Below are 16,371 nucleotides of genomic sequence, written 5' to 3'. Positions count from 1 at the left end.
TGTTACAATATCAGGGAGTGCGACAATCTCAGGCAGCGCTACCGTCTCTAACTGAATACAACTTGGGCGAAACAACCACTTGAATCACGCATTTTTTCATCGAAGTCGGCATATTCTGTATTTTATGTGGCATAGGCTTAAAGCTAGTGGTTTACAAATGCTAGCCAGCTTTCTTCTCGTTCGCAGTGCTCTTATTACTCTTTTTGTTCCATTCGATTTATGGATCAGTTCCAAATTGATGGGATTCTATGGCGTCAATGCCATTGCCAACCAGGAATTACTCGCTTTTTTTCTTTCACCTGCGGGCTTTCTACTTAATTTATGGTTTGTGACTCAATTGAGCTTTGCTTTTTTTGTAGAGCAGTCTGCGATCAGCATCTTACTCGCTCAACATGACTTAGGTAAACGGTCAATCCTCGATACTTTTGCACTGATTGCTCAACGCAGTTGGCGAGTGGTTAAAGTTGTCCTTGCGCAGTCAGTGGGGATCAGCTTGCTCTTTGCTACCTTGCTTTGGTGTGGGCGCTGGATCTTTGGGCTCATGCTTAATGACTGGGATATCAACTACTATGTCAGTCATCAACTGAGTTCGCTTTGGATGTCTGTTGGCTTACTGATTTTAATCAGCTTACCGGTTGTATTTCTGGTTCTTCGCTATTGGGCCAATTGGTGGCTTGCCCTGCCCCTAAGCTTGTTACAAAATTGCACCCAATGGCAGCTTTTCAAACAATCTCAACGTTTAAGCCAAGCGATTTACCCCCATATTCTATTCGGTCATATTGCGTGGTTATTTGGTCGGGTCGCCATTACGGCTATTTTAGCAGGCAGTCTTTTATTTGCGCTTGAACCAATACTGAACTGGGCGACTTCCGATCAGGAGCGTTATTCTTGGCTTGTGTTAGCCAGCTTGCTGCTTATTGGCGTGACCTTACTGCTCAGTTTCATCGACCGGTTTATCTACGCTAGCTGTCAATATTATGTACTGCGTTTACAAACAAAACGCCTCAAGTTGGTGAATGACCAAGAACGGTTTGTTGGTTTGAAACAAAGTACACAAAGGCGCACTTTGTTAATCGTTACGATGCTATCTGTCCTAGTATTTGCCGTATTCAATAGTTATACCGAAGTTCGCCACTTCGTTAAGCACCTGCAAACGGATACAACAAGCTATATTACCTCGCACCGCGGCGGTGGTTTTAAGCACCCTGAAAACAGTGAAGCAGGCATTCTGTATTCCATATCGTTAGGGGTTAAAAGCACAGAAATTGATGTACAGATAACCAAAGATGGGCAAATCGTGGTATTTCACGATCGTGATTTAGGCCGTATGCTCGGTGATCCCTTGCTCATTGAACACTCTACCTATGCTGACATTGTTGAAGCCTATCAAAGAAAGGCACGCGTACCTCCTCCCTTATTAACACAGCTACTAGATAACTATGCCCAAGATATAGAATTTAACATCGAACTAAAACGCTATAACCAAAGCTTGGATCTTGCCGTTGCTATGGCCAAGTTATTGCCGAATTATCAGCAAGCAATGATTGTTTCAAGCCTTGATGTCGAGCTCCTGACACACCTGATGAGTGAGTTAAAACACTCGCGTCCAGACAATCTTCGTTACGCCCTGATCTATGCGGCCAGCGTTGGTGAAGTCAGCTTAGAACGTGATGTGGATATGTTAATGGTAAGCGAACAGTGGCTAGAGCCGTGGCGAGTTATTGAAATACAACAACGTCAGCAAGAAGTGCTGGTTTGGACCATTAACAACCCAGCCGCTATGAGACGACTTTTATTGCTGGGCGTGGATGGCATTATTACTGATGAGCCCAAACTGGCTTTGGAAGCCAAATCAGCGATTGATGATATGGAGTTTTCCGAGCGGGCCCTGCTCACATTACGACATTGGTTGTCTTTATAAACAGCGATAAACAAAGATTTAAACAGGCGTGTAAATTCCCGAATTCATAACAAAACCGTCACCTTTACATGCTAGACATCGAGACAACTCAGGTTACGCCCGAGTTGTCTCGACATCCATGATGTTTGCCTCCCAGCCACTTACAAACGCAGCACAGTATCGCAGCAATTTTCAATCATATAAGGGTCATGACTGACCAATAGCAACGAACAACCTTGCTCTTTCGCTAGGTCAACCAAAAGGTCCATGACTTCTTTTGCCGTTATAGGATCCAGCCTTGAAGTGGGTTCATCAGCAAACAAAAGTACCGGTTCAAGCAATAGTGCGCGCAAAATAGCAAATCGTTGAAGCTCCCCTCCGGAAACCTCGGTGCTCCTCCGCTCTAAAAGTTCTGGCGTTAACTTCAGTTTTTTCATCAACGTTGAAATCCGTTGGCGTTCAAGCTTATGCAAGGTGACTAAATCATCCAGTAGCACCCCAAGCGTTACACTGGAGGTGAAAGCAGCGGGAGGATCTTGAAATAACTTCAGCCACTGATATGAGTGTGCGCCTTTAACCCGTCTCTCGACCGTACCTTCTATCGGTTGCAAAAGACCCAGCAAAGTATCGCCTAAAGTACTCTTGCCACAGCCGCTATCCCCTACAACGCCGACTATTTCTCCAGTATGAATGGTAATATCGATTCCTTTTACAAGCGCAGAACCATTGCGACCAATCGTTAAACTCTTGGTTTCAATAACTGGACATCGATCTACCGTCATTTTGTCTCGTTCATCCCAATGCCGCGGGTCGGCGTTCACTAGAGACTGAGTGTATTCATGGTGAGGATGATTTAAAACCTGCGCTGCACTACCTTGTTCAACGATTGCGCCGTCCTTCATGACGATAATATCGCCACCAATCTGGCGAGCAACCTCAATATCATGCGTAATCGTAAGTAAACCACCGCCTTGTGTACTGTTCATCAACAATTGGATGATGTCATCTCGACGACTTACATCAAGCCCTTTGGTTGGCTCATCCGCTAAGACCAGATTAGCACCGCCAGCTGTTGCACACATAACAGCCAAACGCTGCGCCATACCACCAGAAAGTTGTCCGGGTCTTTTTGACGCGCTATTTTTCAACCCAATTTTTTCTAAATCATCCATCGAACGGCCAAAAGCAGACTTTTCCTCTAAGCCATGCAAACATTCATACACCTCGAGGACTTGTTTGTAAGCCGGCATTAACGGATCAAGAGCTCTCCACGGCTCTTGAGGTAACATAACCATTTTTTTGCCCCATAAAGCCTTTAGAGAATATTGATCATGAGTTTGACCAAAGATTTCTACCTTACCTTGTTGCGACAGTTCACTTGGCAATAAACCCATGACCGCTTGAGCCAACAGACTTTTTCCCGAGCCCGTTTGACCCAAAATCGTGATCGGTTTGCCTTGGTATAGCTTCAATGATAGCGGTTGAAGTAATTCAACCGTGTCACCACCCGCTGGTAGAGCAATCGTGGTTTCAACTCGACTCAATGGATGACGTATCGCTCGAGTACAACTTTCTTTAAAATACCTTTTTTTAGAACGACTGGCCTGAGCTCGGATAGAAAGGTCAGTGAGCTGAATTAAGAGGGTCACGGCTCGCTCCTGCTAATAAATGAAAACCGAGTACCAACAGAGCAACTACCAACAGCGGTTGAGCGAGCACCCAAGGAGCTTCAATGTAGAACGGAAACAGTTCGACACTCATAAGTCCAAGTTCGGCCAGTGGGGGTTGGATTCCGACAGAGATAAAGCCAAGTGAAGCCATCATTAAAATTGCATTTGCGCCACCAAACGCCGCCATAGTGAAGACAGCGGGCGCAACCTCAGGCCAGATGTGTCGTTTAAACTGATACCATTTACCAAAACCCATCATGGCTGAAGCCTGCCTTTCTGGGCTCCCTATTAAGGTACGGGTGATGGCGCGAGTCACACGATAATATTCAACCCATTGGACTAATGAAATGGCGAAATACAGGACAAAAAACGAACCCGGAACAATCGCGGAAAGCAATAACACCAGCACCAATCCAGGCAAAGCCAGTAAGATATTCACCAAGACATCTAATCCTTGCTCAATACGGCCACCAGACCATGCTGAGCAAACACCTAATACCACCCCCAGAAATGAAGCGCTGAATACGCACAGCAATCCTAAGCTAAATGACAACCCAACCGCACTGGCTAATCGTGTCATCATATCTCGACCAAAATGATCCGTACCAAACCAATGATTCGCGTTTGGGGCAGTTAACCGAAGTGCGAGGTTTTGTTCATCAATGCTGTAAGGCGATAACCAGCCAACGAGTATAGAGAACGTAAACAGCCCAAGCAGTATCGATAAGCCAAGCTTTTGAGCGAGTTTCATTTGAATTAAGTTACGTTGTTTCATCACTTTTCTTGCTGACCTCTTGGATCAATCCAGTAACATAGCCCATCAATAAGACTGTTTAAGAGCACAAACAAAACCCCCATTGCCAGCGCACAACCTTGAATAACCGGAATATCACGGGCAAATATGGCGTGAGCAAGCCCATGCCCAACACCAGGCCAAGAGAACAGGGACTCGATCATGACAATACCTTCAATGACACTCACCAATTGAATACCGATAAAGGCCACGATTGGAACGGCCATGTTCCGCATGCCATGACGAAAGAACGTCTGCCCTTCGGTTAATCCTTTTACTCGTGAAAATTGATAAAAAGGCGAACGAAGGACATTCCGCACACTGCTGTGCACGACTCGATTTGATACAGCTGCCAAACTTATCGCCAAAGTGACCCCAGGAAGAACAAGATGTTGCCAAGTACCAAAGCCCGCAACAGGTAGCATCTGCCATTCCAATGCAAAAAGTAGGATAAGCATCAGACCAAGCACAAAAACAGGCATGGCACGGGTAAACGTTGAGAGCCAGATCAATAACGAATTCACTACGCCACCCTTCTTTGCTGACCAGATGCCCAGCGGAATGGCGATGAACACCGACAAGGTGATACCGAAGCCAGCAAGCAGCAGTGAATGACCCAGTTGATGAGCCACGGCTTGACTCACTGGTAATCCACTCACCAACGAATGACCTAAATTGAATTGCATGATGTCGAACAACCAGTGGATATAGCTGGTCAACAAGCCTTGATCTAGGTTCAATTCTTGGCGAACCAATTCTGCAGCCAGTGAATCCACATTATCTTGACCGTAACGACTTGCCGCGATTCGATACGCCATATCACCCGGTAAGCTATGCATTAAAACAAAGGTCAACGTCCCCACTCCCCACACAACCAAGATCAGTTGGTACAAACGTTTTTTCACTCGCTCCCACAACATTACTGATTTACCGTTTGCTCAAACGACATTTGGTTAATGAAGTAATTGCGCTCAAATGGGTCAAACTTAAAGTTCATCACACGATTATTCACTGAGGTATGCTGGGTGTAGCTAGAAATGGGAATCACTGGTGTGTCTTGGTAAATCTCTTTTGCCACCGTTTGGCTAAGATCAAACGAACGCCCAGGGTGATTCGACTCCACTAATTTAGCAATCGCACTATCCACAATTGGATTGCTCCAGTTCATGGTTCCCCAGTCGCCCCCACCGTTTGAAAAATCAGTGCTGATGATCGGTAATGGATCAGCAATAAACCCAAAGTTGCGAGCAATCAATGCCATTTCTAACGAACCATCGGTATGACCTGCTGGGATCATGCTTGAGTTAGTCACATCAACCTTCAACTCGACACCCAACTTTGCCCACTGTGCTTGAATCGCAGTCGCAACAACCGTGAGTTCAGGGCGGTCTGCATAGGTGATCATTGTCAACTTGAATGGCTTTCCTTCTCGCTCTAACACTCCAGATTGGTTACGTTTCCAGCCTAAACCAGAGAGTAAATTCTGTGATTTTTCTAGGTCATATGGATTGTTATCAACCCCCTGGAGGAACCACTGCGACATAGAACTTGGCATTAACTGTGCTGTTTCTGATCCTTCAGCATCAAGAACATTTTTTGTTATAGCCGCGCGATTCAGAGCAATACTCAAAGCTTGACGAGCCGCAACATCATTTAAGAATGGGTGGCTTGCATTGACCTTCACAAACATCGTTCTCGGAATAAGATTACGATGCAGTGTCACCTCATTACTGTCTTTAATCTGAGCAAGCATCGAAGGATCCAGGGTAAATACGATATCCGCTTCACCAGACTTCGCTTGCAAAATTCGACTCTCGGCGCGATGGCCAGTCAGGTAAGTGGCAAAGTGTATTTGTGCTTTTTCCCCCCAATAGGCATCAAACTTTTTCACCGTCAATTGATGAGGCGGAGAAAAACTCTCCATTTGATACGGCCCGGTCCCGTATAGTACTTCCACCGTTCCATCAGGATTATACGATTTAGGTGATAAAATCACCGTCGAGTAATTCGTTAACAACGATGCAAAGGCGGTATAAGGTTTCGCCAGCTCTATTTGTATCTCATTACCCTTCACAGCTGAGATATTTATCACTTGAGCCTTATTCAAAGTGCCATGTTTACTCTTCGCGTGTAAAAGCGCTGTCACTACCGCTTGTGCATCGAGTTCCATTCCATCATGAAAAACGACACCTTCACGTAGGATGAACCGCCAGATAAGCCCATCTTCACTGCTGCTCCATTGTGTCGCTAAACCCGGTGTAATAACGCCTTGCTCATCAACATTAAGCAGGGTTTCAATCACTTGCATTCGAGTTAATATGTACCCTTTTTTAGATGGATCTAAACTGGAAATCTCCCAGGGGCCACTGATCGATAACGTGTTCGTCTTATTCGGTGTAACAGGTTCAGTTGGCTTCTCGGAAACCAGAGTTGTCGCCGCGAAAATAACAGCAATCGCGAGGGTGGCAAACATAAGGCCACGTTTCAGCTTCTTCTTTCTTGAGATAGAAGCGTAAGATATTTCAGTCATAACAAACCCTAACGTATTAATGTAACGCTATAAAAATGAATAGTTTTTAGGTGTTCTCTATAGAGAAGAAAGTCAGACTGATGGGGGTGGAGAGCGTGTTCTTGGAAGCGATTTAGAGCGAACAATTGGATCCAATGTGTCAAAGCGACGAACGCACTGTGCACTGTCTAATAACGGTTCTAAAAAGGCTGAATTGGTTAATGCATTGTGGATCGCATCGTAGATTTCACACTGGTGCTGTTCGTGAATACCGTGATCCATCTCCATTGCATGAACGAGTGAGAGGCTACTCAACCCAACGGGGAGTACCAGCATCGTAAGCAATAATATGCGATTGAATCGAGGGGATCGGAAGTAAAACACAGTCAGATAATGAAAAATGAAATTAGATGATATTGTTATAATATAACAATTATCAATTAATCACACCTAAAGAATATATTTAAAGTTAAGGCCTTAAAACTATCAACTATCAACTATCAACTGAGAACTAAGAACTAAGAACTAAGAGTGACGAGCTAGAAGCGAATTTTTCCTTCTCATCTACCTGGATTGGTGTTATACATAACTATAACACCAATTCAGTCAAGGAAACCGTTCATGACACATTGGCATGATCACAAACCGATTTTCCGTCAGTTGGCTGATCAAATCACTCAACAGATACTGCAAGGGATTTGGCAAGAAGGGCAAGCTTTACCTTCCGTGCGCAGTGTTTCTGCGGATATGAAAATTAATCATCTGACCGTCATGAAAGGCTATCAGCTGTTGGTCGATGAAGGATTAGTCGAAAAAAAGCGGGGTCAGGGCATGTTCGTCGCCAACGGTGCCAAGAAAAAACTGCTCGCCGATGAAAAAACACGCTTTCTTCAACAACAAATTCCGCAGATCGCGGCCACCCTAGAACGGCTCAACATGTCACTTGAAGAGTTCAGTCAGCAACTTAAACCTCATTTACTTGAAACGCACATAAAAGGTGACCAATGAGCGCATTAATCAGTGTAAAAAACGCCTCTAAGCAATATCGCCAGCAGGAAGATGCTCTGCATGACGTGAGCTTTGATTTGCAAGCGGGCCAAGTGCTTGGACTGCTCGGTCATAATGGCGCAGGAAAATCGACCCTTATTAACGCCCTTCTTGGAGCGCATGAATATCAAGGCACTATTCGCATCAAGGGTTTTGAGCCCATTATGCAGCGCGATAAAATCATGCAGAGCTTATCGTATATCTCAGATGTAAATGTTCTTCCCGGTTGGATGACGGTGGCACAGCTTCTCGACTACTCCGAAGGTGTTCACCCAGAATTCAATCGTAGCAAAGCGGATGAACTGCTTCTTCAGACCGATATTAAACCACGTGCTCGCATTAAATCACTTTCAAAAGGAATGAAAGTGCAGTTGCATTTGGCCATTGTCATTGCCACCAATACTCAAATTCTTATCTTGGATGAGCCGACTCTGGGGCTGGATCTAGTCTACCGAGATACTTTCTATCGGCACTTATTGGAATGGTTCCACGATGGTGAACGCGCGCTAATCATCGCCAGTCACGAAGTCGCTGAGATCGAACACCTGCTTACCGATGTACTGATTCTCAAACGCGGTCGACCGGTGCTTCAAACATCGATGGAGCGCATCAGCGAAGAGTATTTTATCTTGGATGCCAGTGACGAGTACCGCGAGCAAATCGAAGCGCTAACACCGCTCTCTTCACAAAAAGGACTGGGCACCACTAAATGGCTACTTTCCTCTCAATATGCAGCGCAAGTGGAAGAACTGGGCAGCATTTATAGTGTCAAGTTAGCGGATCTGTTTTTAGCTTTACAGAAGGAGTCAGTGTCATGCATTCAATCTTAGCCATGCTGCGTAAGGAGTGGATAGAAAATCCGCTGATTACGCGTATTCCATTATTTATGTTTGCTTGTGGCTTACTACTATTTGTCAGTTTGATGAGCAGCTCGACCTTACAGCACGATCTGTTTTTTCAAATGAGCGTCAGTGGTGATATTAGCGATATACACCGAGAAATGGGCGATGATATCAATATGCTGATAATGGGTGGTGCAGGGTTATTATCCATCTTACTTGGTACACAATACTTCCCTAGAACGCTGCGTAAAGCTCGTTCAGAAGGCAGCATTATGTTTTGGCGCAGTATGCCGGTCAGCGACACTAAGACTCACCTCGTTAAGCTTTCCTTTGGTTTGTTGGTTATCCCTTTAGTGTGTTCGATACTGGTCTTATCCGCAGACTTAATGTTGTGGGTTTTAAACATCTCCACTGACCAGCAATTGGCTCTACTCTATCGCCAAGCTTCACTCGGGTACGTATTATTGAATTGGGTGGAGTTTCTACTCCGAATGGTGCTGGTAGGGATTCTACTGTTGCCACTATCACTCGCTGCGATGTCCGTTTCGCAAAAGGTAAACTCGCCGCTTTTGGTCCTCTTAATTGCCGTTTACGCATTGCGATGGATGCCGATAGCGATGTTCAACTACGACGGCTTGGATCAGTTTTTCTCAGCGGTCTTCTACCTACCCCTGCATGCGCTTCTGGCTCCAAACCCATTCACTGCGATTCCAGAGGCAGGTTGGATCAATGTCGGTATTTACAGCGTCATCGGCTTACTTGCATGGATGACGAGCTTGAAATTCAGCCGTACCGTACATTAAATTTGATTTGATTTGATTTGATTTGATTTGATTTGATTAAGCTAGCTTGATCCACCAATAAAGCGAGGGAGTCCCTCGCTTTTTACGTTTACCTCTAATCGCTATCTTCTTGTTTTTCCGGCTTCTTTTTTCAACACTCCTTTACCTGAAACCTTGATGGATCGACGATTAACCACGACCTATCAACCCTTTATTTAGTTTTTTTCCATTTCTTAAGAGTTTCTTAAGTTTCGCGTTTTATTGTGTTCATAATCCATAAAGCAAAGGAAGCGCTCATGAAACACAACACGAAAACTTCTGTAAAGAACGTAACGTTAGAGATTGTGTCCCCTATGCATCCACTCTGGGAGCAAGTTATCAATCATGTTTCTCAACGTTATTACCAGGCATTCAATGCTGACCTAAAACAATTTATGCCTGCGTATTTAACGCTCATGAATCATGATGACATTCTTTCTGTTTGTGGTTTTAGTGCGGCACAAGACCAACGACTCTTCCTGGAGCAATACCTAGAGGATGATGCCCAAACGTTGGTTTCTTCAACCTTTGATTGTGCCGTAGAACGCTCCAACTTAGTCGAATTTGGACACTTAGCATCGTTTGCGAACGGCATGTCGTCCCTTCACTTCTATCTCATTGCAGAAATGTTAGTGGATAACGGTTTTGAGTGGTGCATTTTTACCGCAACCGATCCTCTCCACGCCATGATGGTTCGTCTTGGTCTAGAGCCGAAAATCATCGCAAACGCCGACCAAAACAAAATCCCTGATGCAAAATCAACATGGGGATCTTATTACGAACACCAACCCCGAGTGCTTGCTGGAAATTTGCGTAAAGGGCTCGAACGTCTTCAATTGATTCAAAAAAGAATGCGCAAGCAAGCATAGGTGAGCCATGAATACTCTTTTAAAAACCATCAATAAATGGGCGAAAACCACACCAGAAAACCTGGCTTTTGTTGGTGAGGATAACTCAGGTCAATCAGTTAAAATTAACTATTTTGAACTGCAAGAAAAAATCCTAAAAACAGCAAAAGCGTTAAAAGCACAGCACATCAAAGTACTGGCATTACGTTCAGAAAACAGCCCAAACTGGGCGATAATCGACCTAGCGGCCATGCATGCAAATATTGTCGTTGTGCCTATTCCAACCTTCTTTTCTAGCGCGCAGGTGGAGCACACATTACATCAATCTGGCGTTGATGCTTTGATCGGCGATTGGCAAACATTTTCAGACTTATCACAAAAAAAGTTCAGTGCGGTTCAGGTTAACAATATTGTCATCGCTGGGCTTCCTCTCATGTTCAGAACCGCCCCTGAGCAGGTTTCTTATCTCAAAGGAACGGGTAAAATCACCTTCACTTCTGGGTCAACAGGGCAACCCAAAGGCGTGTGTTTGAGTAACGAGCACCTTTATCAAGTCGCCAACTCGCTGGCGCAAAGTGTCGGCCACATCGCTCGAACACACCTTGTCTTGCTGCCTCTTTCTACGCTTTTAGAAAACATCACGGGCATTTATGTCCCGTTACTCTTAGGAGGAACCTCATACATCCTTCCCGGAGAGCAAACGGGGCTAACCGGTTCCAGTCAGTTTGACGCGACTATGTTTGCGAAAGCTTTAGCAAGAGTAAAGCCCGATAGCTTGGTGTTAACCCCTGCGTTGTTACTTGCACTTATCCAGATCATTCAGCAGCAACCTGAGCTTTCAGCCTCCTTGACGTTTGTCGCGGTTGGGGGCGCAAGGGTTTCATCGCAGCTAATTAATGCGGCGCACTCTTTACACATTCCCGCTTTTGAAGGGTATGGTTTATCAGAATGTGGATCGGTAGTTTGCCTAAATACACCTTCTCATTTCAAACCAGGCACCAGTGGAAAGCCGTTACCCCACGTGCAGGTGCGTATTGCAGAAGATGGAGAACTGTTAGTCAGTGGTAATACGGCTCTTGGCTATTTAAATGAGGCATTCGCCCAAGAATGGTTAGACACAGGGGATTTAGCGCAAATAGACGATCACGGCTACATCACCTTATCTGGCCGTAAAAAAAACCTCATCGTCACCGCTTACGGAAGAAACATTTCGCCGGAATGGGTGGAATCTGAAGCCCTATCATTCTTGCCAAGTACACCATTAATTGTCACTGGCGATACTCAACAAGCCTTATGTGCGGTGGCCGCAAGTTACAACGGCATTAACGACGGAACTCGCGAAAGTATTGAAGCACAAATATCAGCGCTAAATAGCACTCTCCCCGATTACGCACAGATCAGAACGTTGCTGATTATTGAAAATCCACAAGCGATCACTCGCTGGTATACAGAAAATGGAAAACTCAAACGAGATCAAATCGAGCACAGCGTTTCTCAGTTTCTTTCTTGTAAAACATCTGAATTAACACTGGATGGCCAAAAGGTCCAAACAATCGACCTGCCATTCCAGCAATCTATCGCTTCTTAAGGAGAACATTATGACTCTATTTTTTGAACAACTTAAACAACACACTTCATCGGCTCAGCAGGCCATGTTGACCGCGCCAATCATTACAGAGGTTCAAAAAGGGAACATTTCTAAAGAGATGTACATTGCCTTCCTTACTCAAGCTTATCACCACGTAAAACACACCGTACCGTTACTTATGGCGTGTGGAGGGCGATTATCAGACCAATATGAATGGGTTCGTGAAGCCATTGCCGAATACATTGACGAAGAAAAAGGCCATCAAGAGTGGATATTGAATGATATCGAAGCGTGTAATGGTGATGCGCAATCAGTTCGTAATAATCTGGGTGAAGGTGCCGTTGGTCAAGCGATTGAACTGATGGTGGCGTACCTCTATAACTCTATTGATCGGCATAACCCAATGGCATTGTTTGGTATGGTTTGGGTTTTAGAAGGGACCAGTGTTGGTATTGGGGGGAGAATGGCAGAACAGATCCAATCCACCCTTAACCTCCCCCCTTCCGCGATGACTTATCTCGTCTCCCACAGTGTGTTAGATCAAGACCATTTACACTTCTTTGAGCTATTGATGAACAAAGTCACCCGCAGCGAAGACCAGAAAGCCATCATTGACTCCGCCAATATGGTGTTTTCACTCTACGGGCAAATGCTTAGAGCCCTACCCGCTGCCCCGGTAAACAAGCAAAAAAGTCAACAAGCCGCGTGAGGTGAACCATGAAAATTAAAAACAGCACGATTTTAATTACCGGGGCGACTGGCGGTATAGGTCAGGCCATTGCCATTGAGTTAGCCCACAGCGGTGCTCAACTCATTCTCGTAGGACGAAACGAACAAAAGCTAATGACGCTGAAAGCATCGCTGCCGAGTGAAAACAATCACACGGTGTTGATCGCAAATATCACTACCTCAGAAGGGCTTGATGTCATAAACCAATACGCGCGAAACAAGCACCCGGGAAGCAAGCACGCGCGTCAGGGGCAAAAAATCGATGCTCTGATTAATAATGCCGGATGCAATGACTTTTCATTACTGAGCCACAAACATTCAGGACAAATTGAGAAAGAGATTCAGCTCAACCTTATCGCTCCGATTCTTTTGAGCCAATCGGCACTCACTTGGCTAAATCAGCCAGGAATTATCCTCAACATGGGTTCAACGTTCGGATCTATTGGTTACCCGGGCTATACCTCCTACTGCGCAGCAAAAGCAGGGCTTCATCGCTTTACAGAATCACTCGACAGGGAACTGTTTTCCACGGGTATTCGAGCGTTATATTTAGCACCAAGGGCAACCAAAACATCGCTAAATAGTGATGCCGTAAACGAGATGAATCACCAATTAGGCAACCAAACCGATGACCCGAAAATTGTCGCACAGCATGTCGTCACAATGTTAGAGAAGGAAATTTCATCAAAGTGGATAGGCTGGCCAGAGAAACTATTTGCACGTATCAACCAACTGTTTCCTAGCGTTGTTTCGTCGGCCATTCGAAAACAGCACAAAACCATCCACCAATTTGTAAACCGAATTAGCCACTAATAAGGATATTAATGATGAATACCAAGAAACTGTCTTTTCATTTAACAGTATGTAGAATCTTCACAATATCGAACATCCTCAAGGCATACAGCACCTTAACGGTGGGTTTAGCGCTGTTTTCAGCGAGCGTGTTTGCCAGCATGCCTCCGCTTGAAGATGTGCAAAAAACCTGGGCTGAATGCCAATACCACACTCCTGATGGCGATGATAAAGAGCGTTGCTTCCATCGAGCCATCGTAAAAACTGACCGTTATCTGAGCCGCTCACCAGATAACTCTGAACTGACGGTTTGGCTTGCAATTAATAAAGCCTCCTTAGCGGGTGCTCAGGGCGGTTTAGGAGCGCTATCTTTGGCCAAAGAAGCGAAATCTCTGCTTGAAAAGGTCATTGAAACGTCGCCGCAAACATTAAATGGCTCTGCTTACACCAGTTTAGGCTCTTTATACTATAAGGTACCAGGATGGCCAATTGGGTTTGGTGATGATGACAAAGCCGAAGAAATGTTAAAAAAAGCGTTAGAGATCAACCCAAAAGGTATCGATCCGAACTATTTTTATGGGGATTACCTTGCCGAAGAAGGCCGAGAGAAAGAAGCGAAGGTCTATCTTGCTCGCGCCATGCAAGCGCCTATACGCCCTGATCGCCCATTGGCCGATGAGGGCAGAAAACTGGACATTGAAGCGACACTAAGGAAAATGAAATAGCCTATGCGCTTATTACTCGTAGAAGATGACAAACTGCTAGGTGTCTCTATGGTGACGTCATTAACTCGCCATGGATACACCGTAGACTGGGTTGAAAGGGGATCCGGGGTGACAAGTGCTCTAAAAACTGAGGTATTTACAGCAGTGATTTTGGACCTCACTCTACCCGACATTGATGGTTTAGAAGTCCTGCGGAATATTCGCCGAGCAGGATTCACTCTGCCGGTGATGATACTGACAGCAAGAGACGACATACGAGACAGAGTTCAAGGTTTAGACGGTGGCGCCGACGATTACTTGGGTAAACCTTTCGCGTTAGAAGAATTACTGGCCCGGCTACGAGTGTTAATTCGACGCCAATCTGGCTGCGCCGACGAAATTATTCAAGTGGGGTTGCTGTCGTTGTCGTTATCGGAACAGTCAATTCGTTATGACGGTGCGCCGCTCAACCTCACTCGTAATGAGTTCAAAATTCTCACCAGCTTTATGACCAACGTAGGGCGTGTTCAAAGTAAAGAGCAGTTACAACAATCACTTCATGGCTGGGATGAAGGCTCCAGTGATAATGCGATTGAGGTGCACATTCATAATCTACGTAAAAAGGCGCCAAACGTTGTCATTAAAAACATTCGTGGTGTAGGGTACATTCTTGAAAAATAAAAAGCCGTATTCGATCAAGCGCCAACTCACTCTGTCTGTCGGCATGTTGGTCAGTGCTCTACTCATCATCGCTCTCTATTTTAGCTTTCAATCTGCGAAGCATGAAGTTGAAGAAGTTTACGATGCAAGGCTTGGACAATCTGCCAAGCTAATGCTCTTTACTCTGTCTACTGCAACAGACAAACAAACACTGTCTAGCCACATCAAACAATTCGAACAATGGATGGCCAATATCGATCAGCTCGCGCAAAACGATGAAGACGAGGCGACAACATTCGGCCACCCCTATGAACAAAATCTCGTCTTTCAGTTTTACCGCAACAATGCACTGCTTTGGAGCTCTTCCTCCCACGTTAATCCGTTATCTTCTTCCGCTAATGACAGCGGTTACGCAGACGTACTACAGGAAGGAATTGAATGGAGAACATTCCAGCTCTCTTTTCCTCACTCCACTGACCAAAGTGAATACGTTGTTGTCGCCGAAAAACAAACAATCAGACAAGAAATCATTAGTGAAATTGCCCTGTCCACTTCCATTGAACAGTTTTTACTCCTACCGACTTTATTGCTGTTGCTATTTTGGTTGATCGACAAATACTTTCGTCCAATTAGCGAGCTGAGAACGGCCATAACCCAGCGCAATGTTCACCATTTGGACCGAATCCATGTGAATCAACACACCTTAGAACTTGATCCATTAGTCGATGCCCTCAACTCGTTGCTATCAGAACTTGAACTCGCGTGGCAACGAGAAAAACGTTTTACCCATGCCGCGGCACATGAACTAAAAACACCGTTAACGATCTTACGCCTAAACGTAGAAAATGCACTGCAAAGTAACGACCCAGAGCAATTACACGGTGATTTACAAAATATCTTACAAGGCATTGAAAGAACCGATCGACTGATTCATCAGTTGCTTACCCTCGCCAAAGTAGACAGTCTTTCAGAGCGTATTTTTGATCCCGTCGAACTCATGCCTCTTTTACAGACGGTCATTGCTGATCTCGCCCCACTCGCTTTGAGGAAAAATCAAGACATCAGTCTGAACCCATTTCAAGCTCAACTCTCCGGCGATAAAATGCTGCTAGAGGTGCTATTTCGAAACCTCATTGATAACGCCATTCGATATTCTGGGACGCGCAGTGAAATTCTGGTCAGTGTTACTCAAGATCAACACTCAACCAAAGTATTCGTTACAGATAGCGGACCCGAAATCCCCCAAGAAACACGTGAAAGAATGTTTGAACAATTTTATCGCGGTCAATCAGAAAAAGGAGATGGTGCGGGTTTAGGCATGGCAATTTGCAACGACATTGCTGTACTGCATAGTGCAACGATTGAGATTGCCCCTAGAACCAACAATGTAAATACCTTTGTCGTGAGCTTTGCCAACGCATAGCCTTGTTGATGCCAACACTCTAGCTTTCAACAGCGAGACCTACCG

Annotated in this window: 15 protein-coding genes; 11 read left to right on the top strand and 4 right to left on the bottom strand. The window is 45.1% G+C overall.

Features of this window, described 5'->3' with window-relative positions:
- Nucleotides 1-157: 157 nt before the first annotated feature.
- Nucleotides 158-1,921 carry a glycerophosphodiester phosphodiesterase family protein gene (locus QF117_RS13025; protein ID WP_282389314.1) on the top strand — a complete coding sequence of 588 codons (1,764 nt, stop codon included), beginning with the start codon at nucleotides 158-160 and terminating at the stop codon, nucleotides 1,919-1,921.
- Between the two features lie 140 nt (nucleotides 1,922-2,061).
- Here QF117_RS13025 and QF117_RS13020 read toward each other — a convergent pair whose 3' ends face one another.
- The 4 genes from QF117_RS13020 to QF117_RS13005 form a co-directional block, all read right to left on the bottom strand.
- On the bottom strand, nucleotides 2,062-3,444 hold the full coding sequence (locus QF117_RS13020; protein ID WP_282389479.1) for an ATP-binding cassette domain-containing protein: 1,383 nt from the start codon (nucleotides 3,442-3,444) through the stop codon (nucleotides 2,062-2,064).
- A 79-nt stretch (nucleotides 3,445-3,523) separates the two neighbouring features.
- The gene (locus QF117_RS13015) at nucleotides 3,524-4,345 is read right to left on the bottom strand and encodes an ABC transporter permease (protein WP_282389313.1); all 822 of its coding nucleotides are present in this window, start codon (nucleotides 4,343-4,345) and stop codon (nucleotides 3,524-3,526) included.
- The gene (locus tag QF117_RS13010; RefSeq protein ID WP_282389312.1) at nucleotides 4,345-5,283 is read right to left on the bottom strand and encodes an ABC transporter permease; all 939 of its coding nucleotides are present in this window, start codon (nucleotides 5,281-5,283) and stop codon (nucleotides 4,345-4,347) included. The genes QF117_RS13015 and QF117_RS13010 overlap by 1 nt, the downstream gene beginning before the upstream one ends.
- Complete coding sequence (locus tag QF117_RS13005; protein WP_282389311.1) at nucleotides 5,283-6,893, bottom strand: ABC transporter substrate-binding protein; 1,611 nt, start codon at nucleotides 6,891-6,893, stop codon at nucleotides 5,283-5,285. The genes QF117_RS13010 and QF117_RS13005 overlap by 1 nt, the downstream gene beginning before the upstream one ends.
- Before the next feature lie 600 nt (nucleotides 6,894-7,493).
- Between QF117_RS13005 and QF117_RS13000 the strand changes: the two genes are divergently transcribed.
- The 10 genes from QF117_RS13000 (at nucleotide 7,494) to QF117_RS12955 (ending at nucleotide 16,326) form a co-directional block, all read left to right on the top strand.
- Nucleotides 7,494-7,880, top strand: coding sequence for a GntR family transcriptional regulator (locus tag QF117_RS13000; RefSeq protein ID WP_282389310.1), 387 nt, complete (start codon nucleotides 7,494-7,496; stop codon nucleotides 7,878-7,880).
- A complete protein-coding gene (locus QF117_RS12995; RefSeq protein WP_282389309.1) occupies nucleotides 7,877-8,749 on the top strand; it encodes an ABC transporter ATP-binding protein in 873 nt (290 codons plus the stop codon). The genes QF117_RS13000 and QF117_RS12995 overlap by 4 nt, the downstream gene beginning before the upstream one ends.
- Complete coding sequence (locus tag QF117_RS12990) at nucleotides 8,734-9,564, top strand: hypothetical protein (protein WP_282389308.1); 831 nt, start codon at nucleotides 8,734-8,736, stop codon at nucleotides 9,562-9,564. Before QF117_RS12995 ends, QF117_RS12990 begins: the two co-directional genes overlap by 16 nt.
- 275 nt (nucleotides 9,565-9,839) lie before the next feature.
- On the top strand, nucleotides 9,840-10,451 hold the full coding sequence (locus tag QF117_RS12985) for a thermostable hemolysin (RefSeq protein ID WP_282389307.1): 612 nt from the start codon (nucleotides 9,840-9,842) through the stop codon (nucleotides 10,449-10,451).
- 7 nt (nucleotides 10,452-10,458) lie between these two features.
- A complete protein-coding gene (locus QF117_RS12980; protein ID WP_282389306.1) occupies nucleotides 10,459-12,018 on the top strand; it encodes an AMP-binding protein in 1,560 nt (519 codons plus the stop codon).
- Nucleotides 12,019-12,028: 10 nt separating this feature from the next.
- On the top strand, nucleotides 12,029-12,727 hold the full coding sequence (locus QF117_RS12975) for an iron-containing redox enzyme family protein (RefSeq protein WP_282389305.1): 699 nt from the start codon (nucleotides 12,029-12,031) through the stop codon (nucleotides 12,725-12,727).
- An 8-nt stretch (nucleotides 12,728-12,735) separates the two neighbouring features.
- Nucleotides 12,736-13,560, top strand: a complete 825-nt coding sequence (locus tag QF117_RS12970; protein WP_282389304.1) for an SDR family oxidoreductase — start codon at nucleotides 12,736-12,738, stop codon at nucleotides 13,558-13,560.
- A gap of 14 nt (nucleotides 13,561-13,574) precedes the next feature.
- Entirely contained in the window at nucleotides 13,575-14,264 is a 690-nt protein-coding gene (locus tag QF117_RS12965; RefSeq protein WP_282389478.1) for a hypothetical protein, read from the top strand.
- Between the two features lie 3 nt (nucleotides 14,265-14,267).
- Complete coding sequence (locus tag QF117_RS12960) at nucleotides 14,268-14,924, top strand: response regulator (RefSeq protein WP_282389303.1); 657 nt, start codon at nucleotides 14,268-14,270, stop codon at nucleotides 14,922-14,924.
- Nucleotides 14,914-16,326, top strand: coding sequence for an ATP-binding protein (locus QF117_RS12955; RefSeq protein ID WP_282389302.1), 1,413 nt, complete (start codon nucleotides 14,914-14,916; stop codon nucleotides 16,324-16,326). Before QF117_RS12960 ends, QF117_RS12955 begins: the two co-directional genes overlap by 11 nt.
- Nucleotides 16,327-16,371: the final 45 nt, after the last annotated feature.

It is taken from the genome of Vibrio sp. YMD68 (assembly GCF_029958905.1).
Classification (GTDB): domain Bacteria; phylum Pseudomonadota; class Gammaproteobacteria; order Enterobacterales; family Vibrionaceae; genus Vibrio.
The sequence above is the reverse complement of the archived record's forward strand: the minus strand, read 5'-3'. Positions and strand labels throughout refer to the sequence as shown.

What these genes read in the sequence shown, in the direction of transcription:
- QF117_RS12965 (WP_282389478.1), top strand. Translation starts at nt 13,575, where the DNA reads ATGAATACCAAGAAACTGTCTTTTCATTTAACAGTATGTAGAATCTTC.
- QF117_RS13015 (WP_282389313.1), bottom strand. Translation starts at nt 4,345, where the DNA reads ATGAAACAACGTAACTTAATTCAAATGAAACTCGCTCAAAAGCTTGGC.
- QF117_RS12980 (WP_282389306.1), top strand. Translation starts at nt 10,459, where the DNA reads ATGAATACTCTTTTAAAAACCATCAATAAATGGGCGAAAACCACACCA.
- QF117_RS12990 (WP_282389308.1), top strand. Translation starts at nt 8,734, where the DNA reads ATGCATTCAATCTTAGCCATGCTGCGTAAGGAGTGGATAGAAAATCCG.
- QF117_RS12970 (WP_282389304.1), top strand. Translation starts at nt 12,736, where the DNA reads ATGAAAATTAAAAACAGCACGATTTTAATTACCGGGGCGACTGGCGGT.
- QF117_RS12960 (WP_282389303.1), top strand. Translation starts at nt 14,268, where the DNA reads ATGCGCTTATTACTCGTAGAAGATGACAAACTGCTAGGTGTCTCTATG.
- QF117_RS13010 (WP_282389312.1), bottom strand. Translation starts at nt 5,283, where the DNA reads ATGTTGTGGGAGCGAGTGAAAAAACGTTTGTACCAACTGATCTTGGTT.
- QF117_RS12975 (WP_282389305.1), top strand. Translation starts at nt 12,029, where the DNA reads ATGACTCTATTTTTTGAACAACTTAAACAACACACTTCATCGGCTCAG.
- QF117_RS13000 (WP_282389310.1), top strand. Translation starts at nt 7,494, where the DNA reads ATGACACATTGGCATGATCACAAACCGATTTTCCGTCAGTTGGCTGAT.
- QF117_RS12985 (WP_282389307.1), top strand. Translation starts at nt 9,840, where the DNA reads ATGAAACACAACACGAAAACTTCTGTAAAGAACGTAACGTTAGAGATT.
- QF117_RS13005 (WP_282389311.1), bottom strand. Translation starts at nt 6,893, where the DNA reads ATGACTGAAATATCTTACGCTTCTATCTCAAGAAAGAAGAAGCTGAAA.
- QF117_RS13025 (WP_282389314.1), top strand. Translation starts at nt 158, where the DNA reads ATGCTAGCCAGCTTTCTTCTCGTTCGCAGTGCTCTTATTACTCTTTTT.
- QF117_RS12995 (WP_282389309.1), top strand. Translation starts at nt 7,877, where the DNA reads ATGAGCGCATTAATCAGTGTAAAAAACGCCTCTAAGCAATATCGCCAG.